The sequence below is a fragment of the Vibrio sp. 10N.286.55.E10 genome, assembly GCF_002872555.1.
GTDB classification, from domain to species: Bacteria; Pseudomonadota; Gammaproteobacteria; order Enterobacterales; family Vibrionaceae; genus Vibrio; species Vibrio crassostreae.
The window spans coordinates 42,851-59,664 of the sequence record NZ_MCSD01000008.1 but is presented as its reverse complement, the minus strand read 5'-3'; the positions used below and the strand labels follow the sequence as shown (position 1 = coordinate 59,664).

At 44.6% G+C, this 16,814-nt stretch carries 17 protein-coding genes; 9 read left to right on the top strand and 8 right to left on the bottom strand.

The window, feature by feature from the left end; translation table 11 throughout:
• The first annotated feature begins 19 nt into the window (after positions 1–19).
• Entirely contained in the window at positions 20–1,534 is a 1,515-nt protein-coding gene (purF, locus tag BCV39_RS06475; protein WP_048660823.1) for an amidophosphoribosyltransferase, read from the top strand.
• 76 nt (positions 1,535–1,610) lie between these two features.
• Here the strand turns inward: purF and BCV39_RS06470 are convergent, their stop codons facing one another.
• Complete coding sequence (locus BCV39_RS06470; RefSeq protein WP_048660822.1) at positions 1,611–2,486, bottom strand: LysR family transcriptional regulator; 876 nt, start codon at positions 2,484–2,486, stop codon at positions 1,611–1,613.
• A gap of 228 nt (positions 2,487–2,714) precedes the next feature.
• Here BCV39_RS06470 and BCV39_RS06465 point away from each other — a divergent pair, with 228 nt between their 5' ends.
• The 7 genes from BCV39_RS06465 (at position 2,715) to recR (ending at position 8,657) form a co-directional block, all read left to right on the top strand.
• The gene (locus BCV39_RS06465; protein WP_048660821.1) at positions 2,715–3,818 is read left to right on the top strand and encodes a response regulator; all 1,104 of its coding nucleotides are present in this window, start codon (positions 2,715–2,717) and stop codon (positions 3,816–3,818) included.
• Positions 3,819–3,966: 148 nt separating this feature from the next.
• On the top strand, positions 3,967–4,104 hold the full coding sequence (locus tag BCV39_RS23130) for a hypothetical protein (RefSeq protein ID WP_017067606.1): 138 nt from the start codon (positions 3,967–3,969) through the stop codon (positions 4,102–4,104).
• Positions 4,105–4,178: 74 nt separating this feature from the next.
• On the top strand, positions 4,179–4,550 hold the full coding sequence (locus tag BCV39_RS06460; RefSeq protein ID WP_029225617.1) for a YbaN family protein: 372 nt from the start codon (positions 4,179–4,181) through the stop codon (positions 4,548–4,550).
• A 161-nt stretch (positions 4,551–4,711) separates the two neighbouring features.
• Positions 4,712–5,257, top strand: a complete 546-nt coding sequence (gene apt, locus BCV39_RS06455; protein ID WP_019823185.1) for an adenine phosphoribosyltransferase — start codon at positions 4,712–4,714, stop codon at positions 5,255–5,257.
• Between the two features lie 18 nt (positions 5,258–5,275).
• Positions 5,276–7,498 (top strand): DNA polymerase III subunit gamma/tau, encoded by a 2,223-nt coding sequence (gene dnaX / locus BCV39_RS06450; protein WP_102433602.1) that lies wholly within the window; start codon positions 5,276–5,278, stop codon positions 7,496–7,498.
• Between the two features lie 152 nt (positions 7,499–7,650).
• Positions 7,651–7,980, top strand: a complete 330-nt coding sequence (locus tag BCV39_RS06445; protein WP_017062338.1) for a YbaB/EbfC family nucleoid-associated protein — start codon at positions 7,651–7,653, stop codon at positions 7,978–7,980.
• A 77-nt stretch (positions 7,981–8,057) separates the two neighbouring features.
• A complete protein-coding gene (gene recR / locus BCV39_RS06440; RefSeq protein WP_019823189.1) occupies positions 8,058–8,657 on the top strand; it encodes a recombination mediator RecR in 600 nt (199 codons plus the stop codon).
• Between the two features lie 99 nt (positions 8,658–8,756).
• On the opposite strand, the gene BCV39_RS06435 is transcribed toward recR, so the two are convergent.
• The 3 genes from BCV39_RS06435 to BCV39_RS06425 form a co-directional block, all read right to left on the bottom strand.
• Complete coding sequence (locus BCV39_RS06435) at positions 8,757–9,404, bottom strand: porin family protein (RefSeq protein WP_102433603.1); 648 nt, start codon at positions 9,402–9,404, stop codon at positions 8,757–8,759.
• Positions 9,405–9,633: 229 nt separating this feature from the next.
• Complete coding sequence (gene aqpZ / locus BCV39_RS06430) at positions 9,634–10,323, bottom strand: aquaporin Z (RefSeq protein WP_102433604.1); 690 nt, start codon at positions 10,321–10,323, stop codon at positions 9,634–9,636.
• A gap of 93 nt (positions 10,324–10,416) precedes the next feature.
• Entirely contained in the window at positions 10,417–10,665 is a 249-nt protein-coding gene (locus BCV39_RS06425; RefSeq protein WP_017059389.1) for a YkgJ family cysteine cluster protein, read from the bottom strand.
• 159 nt (positions 10,666–10,824) lie between these two features.
• On the opposite strand from BCV39_RS06425, the gene BCV39_RS06420 reads away from it, so the two are divergent.
• Positions 10,825–11,262: a YcgN family cysteine cluster protein gene (locus BCV39_RS06420; protein ID WP_017059388.1), complete on the top strand. Its 438-nt coding sequence runs from the start codon at positions 10,825–10,827 to the stop codon at positions 11,260–11,262.
• Positions 11,263–11,413: 151 nt separating this feature from the next.
• Here BCV39_RS06420 and BCV39_RS06415 read toward each other — a convergent pair whose 3' ends face one another.
• From BCV39_RS06415 to BCV39_RS06400, 4 genes are all read right to left on the bottom strand, one after another.
• A complete protein-coding gene (locus tag BCV39_RS06415) occupies positions 11,414–12,991 on the bottom strand; it encodes an alkaline phosphatase (RefSeq protein WP_102433605.1) in 1,578 nt (525 codons plus the stop codon).
• A gap of 193 nt (positions 12,992–13,184) precedes the next feature.
• A complete protein-coding gene (locus tag BCV39_RS06410) occupies positions 13,185–15,071 on the bottom strand; it encodes a BCCT family transporter (protein ID WP_102433606.1) in 1,887 nt (628 codons plus the stop codon).
• A gap of 128 nt (positions 15,072–15,199) precedes the next feature.
• Complete coding sequence (locus tag BCV39_RS06405; protein ID WP_048611520.1) at positions 15,200–15,553, bottom strand: hypothetical protein; 354 nt, start codon at positions 15,551–15,553, stop codon at positions 15,200–15,202.
• 266 nt (positions 15,554–15,819) lie between these two features.
• On the bottom strand, positions 15,820–16,773 hold the full coding sequence (locus tag BCV39_RS06400; RefSeq protein WP_102433607.1) for a ChaN family lipoprotein: 954 nt from the start codon (positions 16,771–16,773) through the stop codon (positions 15,820–15,822).
• Positions 16,774–16,814 lie beyond the last annotated feature (41 nt).

The following is a 16,814-nucleotide window of genomic DNA, read 5'->3' as shown; positions in this document are numbered from 1 at the left end:
AAAAATCGAGGATTAGGACATGTGTGGTATTGTTGGAATCGTGGGTTCAACACCTGTAAACCAGTCTATTTATGACGCTTTAACGGTATTGCAGCATCGTGGCCAAGATGCCGCTGGTATTTGTACCATAGAAAGCAATCGTTTCCGTCTGCGTAAGGCGAACGGTTTAGTAAAAGATGTTTTTGAAGCAAAACACATGCAGCGCCTACAAGGTGAAGTTGGTATTGGCCATGTTCGTTATCCTACAGCGGGTAGTTCAAGTGCGTCTGAAGCTCAGCCTTTCTACGTAAACTCTCCTTTTGGCATTACGTTGGCGCACAACGGTAACCTGACGAACGCAAACGAAGTTCGTGAGAAGTTGTTCGAAAAAGACCGTCGCCATGTAAACACAACCTCTGACTCTGAAGTTCTACTGAACGTATTGGCTCATGAGATCGATACTGTTAAAGGTAACGTGACTTCGGATGATGTTTTCCGCGCTGTGGCAAATGTGCACCGCACAATTCGCGGTGCTTACGCCGTAACTGCGATGATCATCGGCCACGGTATGATCGCATTCCGTGACCCACATGGTATTCGTCCACTGTGTCTTGGTAAGCGTGAAGTTAATGGTAAAACAGAGTACATGGTTGCGTCTGAATCGGTAGCACTCGATGCTGTTGGCTTCGACTTCATGCGCGACGTAGCGCCAGGTGAAGCTATCTACGCAACATTCGACGGTGAGCTTTTCACTAAGCAATGTGCAGACAACCCACAACTAAACCCATGTATCTTTGAGTTTGTATACTTTGCACGCCCAGATTCATTCATCGATAAAATCTCGGTTTACAGCGCACGCGTTGAGATGGGTGAGATGCTTGGTAAGCGTATTAAAGAAGAGTACGCAGACTTAGATATTGATGTGGTTATCCCAATCCCTGAAACATCAAACGATATTGCGCTGCGAATCGCTCAAGCGATCAATAAGCCATACCGTCAAGGTTTCGTAAAAAACCGTTATGTTGGCCGCACGTTCATTATGCCTGGTCAGCAACAGCGTAAGAAGTCGGTTCGCCGTAAGCTGAACGCAATCCGTTCTGAGTTTAAAGGTAAGAACGTTCTATTGGTTGATGACTCTATCGTTCGCGGCACAACATCAGAGCAGATCATTGAAATGGCTCGTGATTCTGGCGCAAACAAAGTGTTCATGGTTTCAGCAGCTCCAGAGGTTCGCTTCCCTAACGTTTACGGTATTGATATGCCGAGCGCGACAGAGCTGATTGCTCATGGTCGTGATAACGAAACGATTTGTAAGCAGATTGGCGCAGATGCCTTGATTTTCCAAACACTACCAGATCTGATTTCGGCAGTGGGCATGGGCAATCAAGACATTTCTCGTTTCGATACTTCTGTATTTAACGGCGAGTATGTAACGGGTGATATCGACCAAGCGTACCTAGATTTCCTAGACTCTTTGCGTAATGACGACTCAAAGGTTCAGCGTGAGATTCAACAAGATCTAGCGAACCTAGAGTTACACAACGAAGGTGCTTAGTTTTCGTTAGTGGCAAGAATATAAAAAACCAGAGCATCGGCTCTGGTTTTTTTGTTTACGGAGAAGGGGATTGACCTTAATGAATGTGGTACGCGATCACAAAATCAATAAACAATCTAACTTTCTCTGGTAGATGGTCTTTGTGGTTATAAAGCATGTAAATATCACGAGGGTTAGCGCTCCAGTCTTCTAAAACTTGGACTAAGCTGCCATCTTCAATGTATTCACGGATCATCACGTCAGGCATTAGGGTGATACCTAGGCCTTCTGAACAGGCTTGTCTCACGACATTAAGCGCATTCGCATTGAAACGGCCTTTCTCGCTATTCACCACCGTCTCTTCATTCGAATTACTCAGCTGCCACTTAATCAGCGGGTAGCCTTTGAGTAGCGAATGGTTCGCTAGCTCTTCAGCATGGCTTGGTGCTGGGTTCTTCGCTAAATACTCAGGGCTCGCGATAAGAATATCTTTTACTTCACTGATTTTTCGAGCGATTAGGCTTGAATCACGTTGTGGGCCGACACGGAAAATCACGTCCCACTCAGTTGGGTCCAGCTGATCCGCTTGGTTGTTCATCATCAGCTCAATATTGATATCAGGGTATTGAGTCATGAAATCGCTGAACATTGGCATCATCATGCGCTTGGTCAGGTTGGAAGGTGCCGTAATACGAATCTTACCGGAAGCTCCTTTGCACACGTCAGTTAACTCTTCAGCAGTAGAAGAGAGACGCTGCAATAACGGAGAGCATTCATTGTAGAAACGTTCGCCAGCCTCTGTTAAAGAAAGTTTACGCGCGTGTCTATTGAGAAGCCTAAGGTTCAAAGAGTCTTCTAAGGCTTGGATGCGTCGTGTGATGGTCGCAACCGGAATCATAGTCTTGCGCGATGTTGCGGTGTAGCTCCCATTTTCAACGACGAGTCGAAAGAGGTTTAAATCATCTAATTTCATAAATCCAGACACATTTGTTTACAATCTCATCTAATTTATACGTAACAGTGAGATCAATGTTTGCGTTACGTCAACTCGTTGCACTATTTACAAGTATTCCAACCCTCGTCACGAATTACCAGCAAAGAGTGCAAATTTGTGTATTTAGCATTTTATTACTAAGTTTTATATTAGTTCTTAGAACAGATAACAATAATAATTCGACTTAGTTTTGTGAGGTTATAGATTATGTACAAAACTCACAGTCAGCCAGTAATGACCTCGGCTCAGGAAGTAATTAACCAAAAATGCGTGATGTTGGTTGATGATGATCCTATTTTTCGCCGGATAACCAGCGCATACCTAGACAAGGTTGGTTATAAAGTGGTTGAGGCTGAAAATGGGCTGGACGCTCTGCAAAAGCTTAGAGACTCAGCGCCAGATTTAATTGTGTGTGACTTATCAATGCCGATACTTGATGGCATCGAGCTTGTGGAAGAGCTCAGTTTAGAGTACCCGTCGCTGCCTATGATCGTTGTGTCCGGCACAGATGACATGTCTGATGTAGCGAAAGCATTGCGATTTGGTATTAAAGATTTTTTAGCGAAACCGTTAGAGGATCACGGTCACTTAGGAAGTGCGATTGCGAATACATTGACAGATTCGTTCGATAACATTTCAGACCAACGAGATTTTTCAAGCCAATGGTTCTGCGTTGATGACGGGGGAGAGATCCCTGAAGACCAAGAGCTACATTGGCACCTGAATTACCTGCAAGAGAACCCTAGTGCGGCAAGAGACTTATTGCATGCGTTGCTACCAGAGAAAGACACACGACAAGGTTCATGGCGTTGCAGTTACCGACTACTGCAATCAACAGAGATGATGCCACTCGTCTTTGATTATGCTTGGATGATGAATGGGCAATTTGCTTTTTACCTCGTTGATTCGTCTTCTGCCGATAATGGCAGTTCAGCGTCAACACTTCTGGTGAGAGCCTTATTCCACGATTACATAAGAAATCGAAAAGATTTTAATGTTGATCTCAAAGATATTGCCGAGATTTTAGAGAAGGGGATTGAGTGCTCGAAATGCGCAACGCCCGTTAACGCTTTGTTTGGTGTCGCCAATCTTGCCGAGGGTACTATCTCTATTTTGCCTGCGGGTTTAGATGGACAATGGTCTAATGGTGAATTGAATCAACATATTGCCGCGGGCGAACGCTTAGGTGAGAATTGTAAGAAGAACTTCATTACACGGGATCTGCCGATTGAACAGGGCTGCCAACTTTCGTTGAGCCTGCTTGGTTCGGCGAGTTTTAGCTTAGACATACATCAAGGGTCTACTGATTAACCCTATATTTCCTCGGTTTTTGTGAATAATTGATTAAGGTATAGTTGCGCAAATGGTGTTGCTATGCCTTTTTTGTTAAATGTCGATTTAGCAAAGCGGGTTTGGTTCGCCAGACACTTACCTTTACTAACAAAAACAAGAAGTAATCATGGCAGATAACAAAGACTTTCAAGACCCGTTTAATGTATTCTACTTTTTAGGATTTTTAGCCGCATTTTTAATGATTCCATTGCTACCAGCAACACTTACGTTGATCCGTGTATTCAATGGTTACGCAACATTCTAGTGACGTTATCGTCGCCAATTGGCGATAGCTAACTCAAGGAGGCCACAATTAGCGTTCGAGTTTTAAGCCTCAATATTGCTGGTGGCCTTTGTATATTTCTTGCAGTTTTAGGGATAGTTTTACCCGTTCTGCCCACAACACCTTTCCTCCTTCTTGCTAGCGCATGCTTCATGCGAAGTAACCCTAAAGTTCACAAATGGATGCATGAGCATAAAACGCTCGGCCCGTTACTGAACAATTGGTATCAGCACGGTGCTGTGACTAAACAAGTTAAAACGCGTGGCGTATTCTTTATCTTGTTGAGTTTTGCGTTATCGATCTACTTTGCCCCTATCATTTGGGTCAAGGCTTTCCTAATTTGCGTACTTGTTATTCTTCTCACATGGTTTATGCGACTTCCAACTCATGAGTTGGTTGCTGACAGCAAAGAAAATCACTACCATTAAGCCAGTGTGCCTGCTTGTATAGCGGGCGTTTATTATTTCAGCAACCAGAGTTATGACTCTCGTTGCAATGAATACCAATCGTACCTTTCCTTAATTTCGAACGTTGATGTTTAATTCGTTAACGAGAGTTTGGAAAGCGGCCTAATGAAGTGCATAAGATTATGAACACAGAAAAAATCTCTCTGATCAAAGCAAGCATCAAAAGCATTCCTGATTACCCTAAAGCGGGTATTTTGTTCCGTGACGTAACAAGCTTGATGGAAGATCCAGCAGCTTACAAAGCGACTATCGATCTGCTAGCGGAAACATACAAGGACATGGGCTTTACTAAGATCGTTGGTACTGAAGCTCGTGGTTTCCTATTTGGTGCGCCTTTGGCACTTGAGCTAGGTGTTGGTTTTATCCCTGTTCGTAAACCGGGCAAGCTGCCTCGTGAAACTGTGGCACAATCTTATGAGCTTGAGTACGGCACTGATACGCTAGAAATCCACACTGACGCTATCGTTGAAGGCGATAAAGTGTTGATGGTTGATGATTTGCTAGCAACGGGCGGTACGATTGAAGCAACAACAAAGTTGATTCGTCAGCTAGGTGGTGTGGTAGAACACGCTGCATTTGTTATTAACCTTCCAGAAATCGGTGGTGACAAGCGCTTACAAGGCTTAGGTCTAGAAGTGTTTAGCATCTGCGAATTCGACGGTCACTAATCCTTTTCGGAATTATTCATGAGCTATCTTGCGTTAGCGCGAAAATGGCGACCAACCAAATTTAAAGAAGTGGTTGGTCAAGCCCATGTTTTAACAGCATTAGAGAATGCACTTAGCCAAAACAGGTTGCATCATGCATACTTGTTCAGCGGGACTCGAGGTGTCGGTAAAACGACTATCGGCCGTTTATTTGCTAAGGGTCTAAACTGTGAAACAGGCATTACCTCTACACCTTGTGGTGAATGTGCAACCTGTAAAGAGATCGATGAAGGTCGTTTTGTTGACTTGCTAGAGATCGATGCGGCATCACGTACAAAGGTAGAAGATACCCGCGAGCTTCTGGACAATGTTCAGTACAAGCCGGCGCGTGGTCGCTTCAAAGTTTACCTTATCGATGAAGTACACATGCTTTCTAGGCATAGTTTCAACGCGCTTCTAAAGACGTTAGAAGAGCCGCCTGAGTATGTGAAATTCTTGCTCGCAACGACCGATCCACAAAAGCTTCCTGTGACTATCTTGTCGCGTTGTCTGCAGTTCCATCTTAAGCCGATCAGCGTTGATAATATTCACGAGCAGCTTGACCACATTCTTGAACAAGAGAGTGTGACGTCTGAGTCTCGTGCGCTTGGGATGATTGCTCATGCTGCTGACGGCAGTATGCGTGATGCGCTAAGCCTTACGGACCAAGCTATCGCATTAGGTAACGGCAATGTCGTGACAGACACCGTGGCTCACATGCTTGGCACGCTAGATACCGACCAAGCTATCCACTTGCTTGAAGCGATCAGCAGTAAGCAGCCACAACAAGCGATGGCGTGTATCCAAAGTCTTGCTGAGAATGGCGTAGAGTGGGATGGTTTGTTGAATCAGCTTGCGACTCAACTGCATCGTTTGGCGATGTTCCAAGCTCTGCCGTCAACCTTAGATAAAGCACAGCCGGATGCTGAGAAGCTAGAACTGTTGAGTAAAGCGCTAAGTCCACAAGACATTCAACTCTACTACCAGATCGTGTTGAAGGGTCGTGAAGACTTACCATTATCGCCAACCGCTCGCGTTGGTATTGAGATGGTGGTTTTACGCATGTTGGCATTTAGACCGGCTGAACAAGCGGTTGCTACGGTAATCTCGACTCAGTCAACAAGTCCAGCGCCAGCAGCTCAAGCTCAGAGCGTTGCTCAGCCTGTTAGCCAATCTGCGCCAATGGCAGCTCCGAGACAGCCTCAGATGCAACAACAGGCGCCTCAACAGCAGCCTATGCAGCAGCAACCCGTACAACAGGCTCCGCAGCAGAATCAAGCACAGTATTCAGATTCGCAAGGTTACGCTGATCACTCAGGCAACCAAGGTTATCCAGAGCAGGATTACCCGCATAGCCAGTATGACGCGCCTCCTGCTTATGATGAGCGTCCAAGTTACGGTGCAGAGCAGCCTCAGCAGCAACAAACGAATTATCAAAACCAGAGTCCGGTTCAACAGCCAAGCGCTGCACCTTCTGCTCCGCAAGAGCAGCCAGCGCGTGCAACTTCGCCTGTGAGTGGTTTACGCCACCAATTACGTTCTCAACGTAGAGGCAGTTCGACAACAGAAAACAAAGGCTCGGCGCCAAAAAAGGCTAAAGCGACACCAGCTAAAACTTCAGTTCTTGATCGAGTTGCTCAGCAACACGGTGGTTCTGAGCGGGTGTCGCCAGCTTCTTTGTCAGCCTCTTCGACAGAAAATGTGACCAACGATAATGAACCTTATCGCTGGAAACCGTCTAAACCTGTAGTGAAAGAGGTGAGCAAAGAGCTTACACCTACTCAGATCAAGCGTGCGTTAGAGCATATTAAGACACCAGAAATGGTCGATAAATTGCTTCAAGAGTCGATTGCTCAAGATGAATGGTCCGCTACGATTCAAAAGCTAGAGACAGCCAAGCTTGTTGAACAGTTAGCATTGAACTCAGTGTTTGCTAAAAACGACACATCAATCACTTTAACGTTAAGGGCGAGCCAAGCTCACTTGAATACGGACCGTGCACAGAGTGAGCTATTGCAGTCTCTCAATACAGTGCTCGGAGAAGAGTGTCATTTGAGTGTTGAAATCGGTGATGGTGGAGAAACACCACTAGAATTACGAGAAAGGTTGTACCAAGGCAAGTTGAAAGACGCGTTTACCAGTTTGGAAAACGATGCCAACGTACAGTTTATCGAAAGACGTTTTGCTGCAGAACTCGACAGAGACAGCGTTCGTCCTATCTAGAACATTTTCTCGTTTAGTGACTTGCATATCATCCCAGATAAGCAAATCTGAGAACTGAACATCGAGGGGTTGAATCGCACTGGCTTAACCCCCATTTAAGCACGTATAGCTTAATTAATTTTAATAAACCAATTAGACCAGAGAGTATTAACATGTTTGGTAAAGGCGGTATGGGCAACATGATGAAGCAAGCCCAGCAAATGCAAGAGCGCATGCAAAAGCTTCAAGAAGAAATCGCAAATATGGAAGTTACAGGTGAGTCAGGTGCTGGCCTTGTAAAAGTAACGATCACTGGTAGCCACAGCGTTCGCCGTGTTGATATCGATGAAAGCCTAATGGAAGACGATAAAGAGATGCTTGAAGATCTTATCGCTGCTGCTTTCAACGATGCGGCTCGTCGCGTTGAAGAAACTCAAAAAGAGAAAATGGCTAGCGTAACTGGCGGAATGCAACTTCCACCAGGTATGAAGATGCCTTTCTAAGAAACTATTTCTAAAGGTTTATTCAAGCTGCGGTTTATCTTGAGTAAATCGTTACTTGAAAATTAGAACGGTTAAATATGCGTACCAGTCATATGCTGGAGCATTTGATGGAGGCCTTACGTTGTCTACCTGGGGTTGGCCCCAAGTCGGCGCAGCGTATGGCCTTTCATTTGTTACAGCGCGATAGAAAAGGCGGCCTACAGTTGGCTGAAGCTCTTAGCCAAGCAATGACCGAAATTGGTCACTGTAATGAGTGCCGTACTTTTACTGAAGAAGATACCTGCCACATTTGTACCAATCCTAAACGTCAGGAAAATGGTCAAATCTGTGTAGTAGAGAGCCCAGCAGACATTGCAGCTATCGAAGCAACAGGCCAATATTCTGGTCGTTACTTTGTGCTTATGGGTCACCTTTCACCACTTGATGGTATTGGTCCAAGTGATATCGGTCTCGATGTTCTGGACTACCGCTTACGCCGTGGTGATATCTCTGAAGTAATCCTAGCGACTAACCCAACAGTTGAAGGGGAAGCGACAGCGCACTACATTGCTGAGCTATGTAATGCCCATGAAGTGAACGCAAGCCGTATCGCTCATGGTGTTCCCGTTGGTGGTGAGCTAGAGCTGGTGGATGGCACCACGCTTTCGCACTCCTTACTCGGTCGTCATAAGATCTAAAAAAGCCGCTTGGTGAATCATCACTAAGCGGCTTTTTCTTTATTAAGGCAGTCTGAATATCTTCCCTATATTCACTTCAACTGAATATGACTAACCCAGTTAGAATCGGTAGTCGACAGACACGGTAAATTCGCTGTTATTTGGAACCGATAGTTTCACATCTTCTACTGACTCAGAATATGATTCAAACATATGGCGATATTGGAAATCGGCAGAAACGTTTTTCATGATCTTGTATTGAACACCTGCTTGAAGACCTAAAACAAAATCGGTTTCACTTCCACTTTCCTTTCCAAGCTCTGTATCTTTAATGGTTAGCTTATTTTTAACAAAACCTGTTGATGCACCACCGAAAACTGAGAAATCATTGTTCAGAGCATGAACATAGTCGTATGAAACTAAGAATTCAGTTTGGTTTAAGTCAAGAGTCGTAACATCTCCTTGTCCCCAGTTATAGTTGACCAGTTCATTGTCACCGGTGAAGTTAACTGTACCAGTAATTCGGTGATTTTCTTGAATATAAGCACCGCCACGAATGTGAAAAGCAGTGCCTTTGGCTGTTTCACTTTCTTTAAAGCCAGGCCCTGAAATTTGAGCTTTAGCAGAGTGGTAGCCTAAACCACCACCTACAAAAAACTCGGTCTTAATTGGTTCTGGCATTAATTCTGGGGTTGGTGCTGATTCACTAGCGAAAACTGTTGTTGCCGTTAAAGAAGAGATTGCTAGTACAAGTAATGTTTTTTTCATTGTTATGTCCATCGGTATAGGGAATGAGGTGCATTATGCGTAGCCCAGATACCTGCGGCTAATGATTCGATGGAATAGTCTTGTTAACCAAAAGTTATTAAGCTAATGGTGACAGGTGTGATAGGAAGATACAGATAGAGCTTGATAAGTAACTAAACGACATAAAACACAAAGCCGCTAATTTAGCGGCTTTGTGTTGATTGAATGTGTTTTTTGTGAATCAGAGAGCCTAATCAGAACCTCTTACCGCTTTGTAGATCATCGCGCCAATCACAGCACCAATAATCGGTGCCACCCAGAATAACCATAATTGCGAAATAGCCCAATCACCTACAAACACCGCCACACCAGTACTTCGAGCAGGGTTCACGGAGGTATTGGTTACAGGGATGCTGATAAGGTGGATCAAGGTTAAACAGAGACCTATTGCGATCGGTGCAAATCCAGCAGGTGCTTTCGAGTCCGTTGCACCCATAATCACGAAAAGAAACACCATGGTCATGACTACTTCACAAACGAGAGCTGCTGTGAGCGAGTAGCCGCCCGGTGAGTGCTCACCATAACCATTTGAAGCAAAGCCTGACGAGACAGCATCAAAACCAGCTTGGCCTGAAGCAATAACGAATAAAACGCCACCCGCAATAATACCGCCAATTACTTGGGCAATAATGTAGGGTGCAACATCTTTAGCATCAAAGCGACCACCACTCCACAGCCCGATAGTAACAGCAGGGTTGAGGTGGCAACCGGATATATGGCCAATAGCGAAAGCCATGGTGAGAACGGTTAAACCGAAGGCGAGGGAGACCCCGAGTAAGCCGATACCTACATCTGGAAAAGCAGCGGCCAACACGGCACTACCACAACCCCCTAATACCAACCAAAACGTACCGAACATTTCTGCGATATACCTATTCATAACTATCCTTATTAATCTTTACCAGTATCAATAAGATAGTTTAGATCTATCAAAGTTGTGAAATCTTGGGCATATATAAAAAGAAAAGTATTGTTAGGTTATTGCTTCGAGTTCAATCAGGTTATCAAGCGCTTCTTGATCTGTTTTACCACAGATGACAGGGCAAGCTTTAAATTGGTGACACACCTTAGGGCGTGAAGGTTGACCAAATAACTTACACAGATCTTGCTCATTTAATTGGATGCAGCGTACGCCAGCAGGCTTACCATTAGGCATTCCAGGAATTGCAGATGTAATACTTGGAGCGATACAACATGCTCCACAACCTAGGCGACATTCCATCAAATTAAACTCACTAAATAACAGGGTGCGCGATAGTAGCAAAAAATGATGAGAGTGACAGCTGTTGATTGAATCAAAGAATGAACAATTATTATCCTTGAACTTTTTATGGGCTAGCGGTATAACACGCACCCCAGTAAAAGAGTAAGAAGTAATCCTATGACGAATCCATTTTGGCAAGAAAAGACACTAGAGCAGATGACCGAGAACGAGTGGGAATCACTGTGTGACGGTTGTGGTAAGTGTTGCCTACATAAATTAATGGATGAAGATAGCGATGAAGTTTACTACACCAATGTGGCGTGTAGCTGGTTAAACGACAAAACATGTTCGTGTAAAGATTACCCGAACCGCTTCACTTCAGGTGAAGAGTGTTTAAAGCTGACTCGTGACAAGATCGATGAGTTTCACTGGCTACCAGACACTTGTGCTTACCGCCTTCTATCAGAATCTAAGCCGATCCCTGAGTGGCATCCATTGATCACCGGATCAAAAACGGAGATGCATGCAGCAGGTGAAAGCGTTCGTAATAAAGTGGTATACGAAATTGATGTTGTCGATTGGGAAGACCACATCCTGAATCACCCGAATCGCTAATTATTTTAAAACAGCCGCTCTTGAGCGGCTGTTTTGCTATTTGGCGTCGCCTAAATTTAAACTTACTTAGTTTAAAGGTTTAAAGACTTAAAAAATTAAAACAAAAAACGCCCCGAAGGGCGCTAAGTGAAACGAGCAAAAGAGATTCAGGCTAGTTTACTTGTTGTTTAATGTACTCACCCAGTTCTGAGTGGTGCATGATTTTTGAAACTGGCAATATCTTCTCTGCTGGGCCCCAAGCAAACACGTTCACTGGTGTGTGAGTATGTGTACCTGTACCCCAAACGATGTTTTGGCCTGTTGCTTGTTCGCGAGCAAGCAAGTTGCCACGGTCGTTATATGGGAAGAAAGCATCGAAATCGTTGATAGCAGGCACTTCTTCTGCTGATAAATATTTGTGTTGAGCCAATCGGTATGGATTCGGCTTACTCGCTAACACGTTTTTCGCTTGTTCCGCTGTGATAGGGAACTCACTACTTTTGTTAACGATTTCAGCGAGCTTTTCAGGTGTTTGCTGCGCTTTATCCAGCTTCTGAAATTCACTGATCATGTCGTAGTAGCTTTGCTTCTGATTATATAAACCATCAAGAATATTGAATGCGCCAAAGTTAAAGTTAGGTGCATAGTCGCGGTCGGCGAAGGCTTCACCAGAGCGTTTCTGTGGTTTTGGTAGGTCGTTAGAAGAGTAGCTGAAGCCAAAAGATCCTGTTTCGTGGTCTGCGGTCACAATCACGAGCGTGTCTTCACGATCTTTCGCCCATTCATACACAGTTTGGATCGCTTCATCGAACTTTAGTAATTCATGCAGCATCGTACCTGCATCGTTACTGTGGCCTGCCCAGTCTATTTGGCCACCTTCGACCATTAGGAAAAAGCCATCTTCATCTTTGGATAGGATGTTGAGCGCTTTTTGTGTCATCTCTTTCAAGCTTGGCTGAGTTCGTTCGCCACTCTTTTTCTTATTGCTATAAGCGATGCCATCGTCCATGCCTGAGTAGGCAAACAGACCAAGTAACTTTTCGCCTTTAGCGTCGTCTAGCATGTTGCGGTTAAACGCTAATTGGTAGCCGTCTTTCTCTGCTTCGGTAAGAAGGTTACGGTCGTCTTTACGCTTTGATTTTAGGTAAATGTCACCTTGAGTCAGTTGCTCAAGTTGCTTATAAGTTTCACCTTTGTCGTTGGTCGATTTAGGAATCCAATGACGTAGTCCTCCAGATAGCATCACATCGGCGCCCGTTGCTAGCATATCGGATGCGATTTGATTCTCTAAAGATCGGTGAGGTTGGTGAGCGGCAAAAGAAGCTGGAGTCGCGTGAGTTAAGCGCGTGTCGGAAACTAAGCCAGTCGCTTTGCCTGCTTTTTTCGCTTTCTCAAGTACTGTCTCAACATGGTTACCTTGGGAATCGATACCGATTACTTCTGAACCGCTGTAAATACCCGTTGCAAGCATGGTCGCAGAGCAAGCTGAATCCACTACGATTGCGTCTTCCGGATGTGTTAGGGATGAACCAATAACCCCTTCTTGAGCAAGTTGATAAAGGGCCGTTTTTTTCCCTTTATAGATGGAGTTTGGCGCTTGGTTTGCGTAGGTTTCCAATAAACCAACTTGCTGAGGTCCCATACCATCGCCAATCATCAGAATGACATTTTTGATTTCTGCTGAAAGTACGTTGAATGAGAGTGTAGAGGTTACCACTGCGGTAACAATTGGTTTCATAAAGTGCTTCATTAGTTATCCCTTTTTATATAAGCGGGATGATTAGAACACCGATTTGTGTCAAATTCGTTTCATATTTATTTCATCAATATGAAATTGAGCATTAACTCAAGTTTTTAGAAAAGCATAAAAAAAGGCTCACATTTCTGTGAGCCTTTGTCGTATTTAGGAGGGTCCAAATCAATGGACTGTGTCATGGCTAATGTCAAGCAAGCGGTAAGTCTGCAACCACCTGGTTGAACGTGATACGAGCATTCTGAGCTTGCTCAGATAACTCGATCTTTTTCGCTTGTGCGGCACTAAGATTACTCTCGGCCTGCTCAAGTGCTTGTTGTAGGTTCTCTGGTAACTCGTGATTTTCCATTTGTGAACCTTGTTCTAACACATAAGCGCGAATTTCTTTCTTCACTGCGGCAAGTTCTGTGTAAGCAACACGCTCAAGTTCTGCGGCTTCTTGCGCAGCATCTTTTTCTTTCTCAAATTGAGCCAGTGCCATACCTTCAGCAGACCAAGGGTCCATGTCTGGTAGTTCTTCGATGTTGATCGTTGGCTCGATGTACGCATCTTGATGACGTAGGTCGAGGTTAGTCGCACGAACGGCTGAAATCATCAACATGACAGAGATAGCAAGCAGCGGTAGGCCACCAACAATCGCCGCCGTTTGTAGTGTACTTAGACCGCCTAGGAACATCAGGATCGTTGGCAAAAACGACAGAGTAAATGCCCAGAACATACGGTTCCAACGCATTGGTTCTTCAGTCACGTTGTTTTGAACCACAGACGCAAGAATGTATGAGATAGAGTCAAACGTCGTTGCTGTAAAGATGATACAAAGCAAAGTGAATACTGCGATAACTAGCGTGCTCATTGGCAGTTGTGCAAGCATCGAGAAGATAGCTTTGGTTGCGCCTTCTGCATTCAGGATGGCAACCACATCTAGCTCACCAGAAAGCTGAAGTGATAAGCCGTAGTTACCTAGAATCATGAAGAATAAGAAACAACCTAGAGAACCGAAGAAGATAGAACCTGACACCATTTGTTTGATGGTTCTGCCGCGAGAGATACGCGCAACAAACAGACCCATACTCGGTGCAAATACTAGCCACCATGCCCAGTAGAAAATCGTCCAGTCTTGTGGGAAGTGAGTGTTTTCGAATGTACCGTAGCCACCAAATGGTTCAGCCCACGTTGCCATCACGAAGAAGTTAGACAGTAGACGACCAATTGAGTCTAACCCCGTTTCTAACATGAAGATTGTTGGACCTGCAATCAGAACGAAAGCCAGTAGGCCCATCGCACCCCAGAAGTTGATGTTACTTAGGATCTTGATGCCTTTTTCCAATCCAGCATAAGATGAGTAAGCAAAAATCGCAGTACACACTAAAAGCACCATCACTTGCGTTAGGTTATTTTTAGGTAGACCAAATAGGTGATTCAGACCTTCAGTGATAAGAGGAGCGGCTAAACCTAGCGTTGTTGCAGCGCCGCCTAATAGACCGAAAATGAAAAGGATATCGACGATTTTTCCAGGTACGCCTTTACTGCGGTGTTCACCAAGAACAGGCATTAACGCACTAGAGATCTTTAGAACTGGCTGTTTACGTACATAGAAGAAGTAAGCGATAGGAATCGCAGGGATCAGGTAGATAGACCAAGCGATTGGTCCCCAGTGAAACAGACCGTAAGTTGCCGCCCAACGAACTGCTTCTTCACTGCCAGGTTCTAGTTGGAAAGGCGGTGATTGGTAGTAGTAAGCCCACTCAATACAGCCCCAGTACAAGATACTTGCACCGATACCGCCACAAAATAGCATTGCAGCCCATGATGCTGTTTTGAATTCAGGCTCTTCATCAGCTTCGCCTAGTTTAATTTGTCCCATATCACTGAACACAACGTAAACCATAAATGCACAGGCAGCGAGGCCTAGCGCAAGATATAGAAATCCTAGTTGATCCGTCATGAATGTTTTCGCAACCGCAATCCAGTCTGCGCCCTGAGCTGGGAACAAAATGAGCGGGAAAACTATCGTGAGTAGGAGTGCAATCGCACCAAAGAAGGTAGGCTTATCAATAAGCTCAAAAGTGTTTTTCACGAGTATTATTCCATTAAAATGAGAGCGGAATTATGGAATGAACTCGTTTTTTAGACCAAATCTGGTCTGTTGTCGTGACGACAAATCGCTTTAATGCAGAGAGGAAGGTGCAGTAACAGAGGGGGAAGTTAGATTAAGGCAAGTAGAATGCCACCCACGGTTGCCGCTGCGGATAAGTATTGCCCAGCTGAATAAGAACCATCGTCCTCTTCTTCAATCTTATCTGGATGATCCATACCTAAAGCGCCATGAGCAAATGACTCTACTTTATCGGTTACGGTCGCGTTTTCAGCTTCGACTTTCTTGGCTTCTTTATCGATTTCTTTAAGGGCAGATAATAGGGCTTTGCCTTCATCAGAAAGCTTGACGGTATTTTGTTCAACCTTAAGCGGTGCAGGCTTTTCAGCTTCAGTGCTTTTAGCTTGTGCATTCATTTGCGAAGGTGAATACAGCTGAGTATTACTCGTTCCTACTGGCGTCATATCGCTCTCCTTACCTATCCTTAAATATAGTATCGGCAGAGGTGTGAAAAACTTGTGCAATTAATCATCGGTAGTGATGTTTTTTTATTCGCACATTACATTTTCATCTGCTTGGTTAAATCGTCTATTTACTAAGCAAATCTTGTGCCGATAAGAATGTTTGATTTTAGATAGAGTTGGGATGAATGATGGGAACGTGATCAAGTTGTGACGATGGGCTAATTATCTAGGATTAGCCCACCGACTCTTCAGCTTAGAAGAGTGGTTTAGTCGCATTCTAGGCTAGCGCTGCGTTTTGATAGGTGCTTGTATGCCTTCATTCGGTTCTCTTTCTTAACAAAGCGAGCCGGTGGCGAAAGCACTTCAAGCTGATAATCGCTGCTATCCGATGAGATCTCTTCAACTGGGCTGATGATGGCGATTTTCAAATCAGGGTTACGACGTAGAATTGATGCCGCCGTCCCTAAACCACCTTCTGTGTGGAATTTACCGGCTACATGAATCACTTGTTTCTCTGGGTTTGATGCTAGGTAATCCACAATCGATTCGGCCATGGTCTCGTCCCATGTGACCTGAGCGGCAAACTGCTTTTCCGTTTGTTCTGGTGTACCGTGATGCATGGAAGCCATAAACTTTTCTTTGTAAGGGCTATCACCCGTATCGACTTCGGCGGCAATCCATTGGCGTTGCTCGGTCGATAACTGATCTAAGTAAGGTAACCCTTTACGGCCAATACACTGAACGAAAGGCTTTGGTGCGTTTGCTGCAATAACATCGATGTCGTTGGTTTTGGCGAACTCAACGAGCGCACGGTAATCACTTTCGTAGTTTGGCCACGCTGCCGCTTGAGACAGGAGAATTTGTTCGCCAATTTCACCGTTTAAGTATTGGTCGAGTGTGGCTTGGTGCTCTCGAGTAAACTGTTCCATTGAAAGAGCAATGTTTGATGTCGCGTTAAAGCGCGCTTTTAAAAAATCGGTTTGGAAGCGGTGAATAGCAGAATGAGTGTGCCATTCGCCAATAAGAATTACATCAGCGTCAATTAGCTGTTTAGGTAATGCATCGAGAGGAAGTATTTCGCCTTGTGGAGAAGCGAACTGGTAGTCATAGAATGTGGAAACAGATTCCTTTTGAGTCACTTTTTGAGAAGTGTCTTTTGCTGGTTGACTAGCACAAGCCGTGAGAAGAGTCGCTAATCCGATAAGAATAATACGTTGCATGAAATGCCTCCTTGAAGAACACGCATACTAAAGGAGGCAAG

Bases quoted from the DNA above. Each gene is read 5' to 3' on its own strand.
- BCV39_RS06435 (WP_102433603.1), bottom strand. From the start codon at position 9,404: ATGAAAAAAACATTACTTGTACTAGCAATCTCTTCTTTAACGGCAACA.
- BCV39_RS06445 (WP_017062338.1), top strand. From the start codon at position 7,651: ATGTTTGGTAAAGGCGGTATGGGCAACATGATGAAGCAAGCCCAGCAA.
- recR (WP_019823189.1), top strand. From the start codon at position 8,058: ATGCGTACCAGTCATATGCTGGAGCATTTGATGGAGGCCTTACGTTGT.
- BCV39_RS06405 (WP_048611520.1), bottom strand. From the start codon at position 15,553: ATGACGCCAGTAGGAACGAGTAATACTCAGCTGTATTCACCTTCGCAA.
- BCV39_RS06425 (WP_017059389.1), bottom strand. From the start codon at position 10,665: ATGGAATGTCGCCTAGGTTGTGGAGCATGTTGTATCGCTCCAAGTATT.
- aqpZ (WP_102433604.1), bottom strand. From the start codon at position 10,323: ATGAATAGGTATATCGCAGAAATGTTCGGTACGTTTTGGTTGGTATTA.
- BCV39_RS23130 (WP_017067606.1), top strand. From the start codon at position 3,967: ATGGCAGATAACAAAGACTTTCAAGACCCGTTTAATGTATTCTACTTT.
- BCV39_RS06415 (WP_102433605.1), bottom strand. From the start codon at position 12,991: ATGAAGCACTTTATGAAACCAATTGTTACCGCAGTGGTAACCTCTACA.
- dnaX (WP_102433602.1), top strand. From the start codon at position 5,276: ATGAGCTATCTTGCGTTAGCGCGAAAATGGCGACCAACCAAATTTAAA.
- BCV39_RS06465 (WP_048660821.1), top strand. From the start codon at position 2,715: ATGTACAAAACTCACAGTCAGCCAGTAATGACCTCGGCTCAGGAAGTA.
- purF (WP_048660823.1), top strand. From the start codon at position 20: ATGTGTGGTATTGTTGGAATCGTGGGTTCAACACCTGTAAACCAGTCT.
- BCV39_RS06400 (WP_102433607.1), bottom strand. From the start codon at position 16,773: ATGCAACGTATTATTCTTATCGGATTAGCGACTCTTCTCACGGCTTGT.
- BCV39_RS06420 (WP_017059388.1), top strand. From the start codon at position 10,825: ATGACGAATCCATTTTGGCAAGAAAAGACACTAGAGCAGATGACCGAG.
- BCV39_RS06470 (WP_048660822.1), bottom strand. From the start codon at position 2,486: ATGAAATTAGATGATTTAAACCTCTTTCGACTCGTCGTTGAAAATGGG.
- apt (WP_019823185.1), top strand. From the start codon at position 4,712: ATGAACACAGAAAAAATCTCTCTGATCAAAGCAAGCATCAAAAGCATT.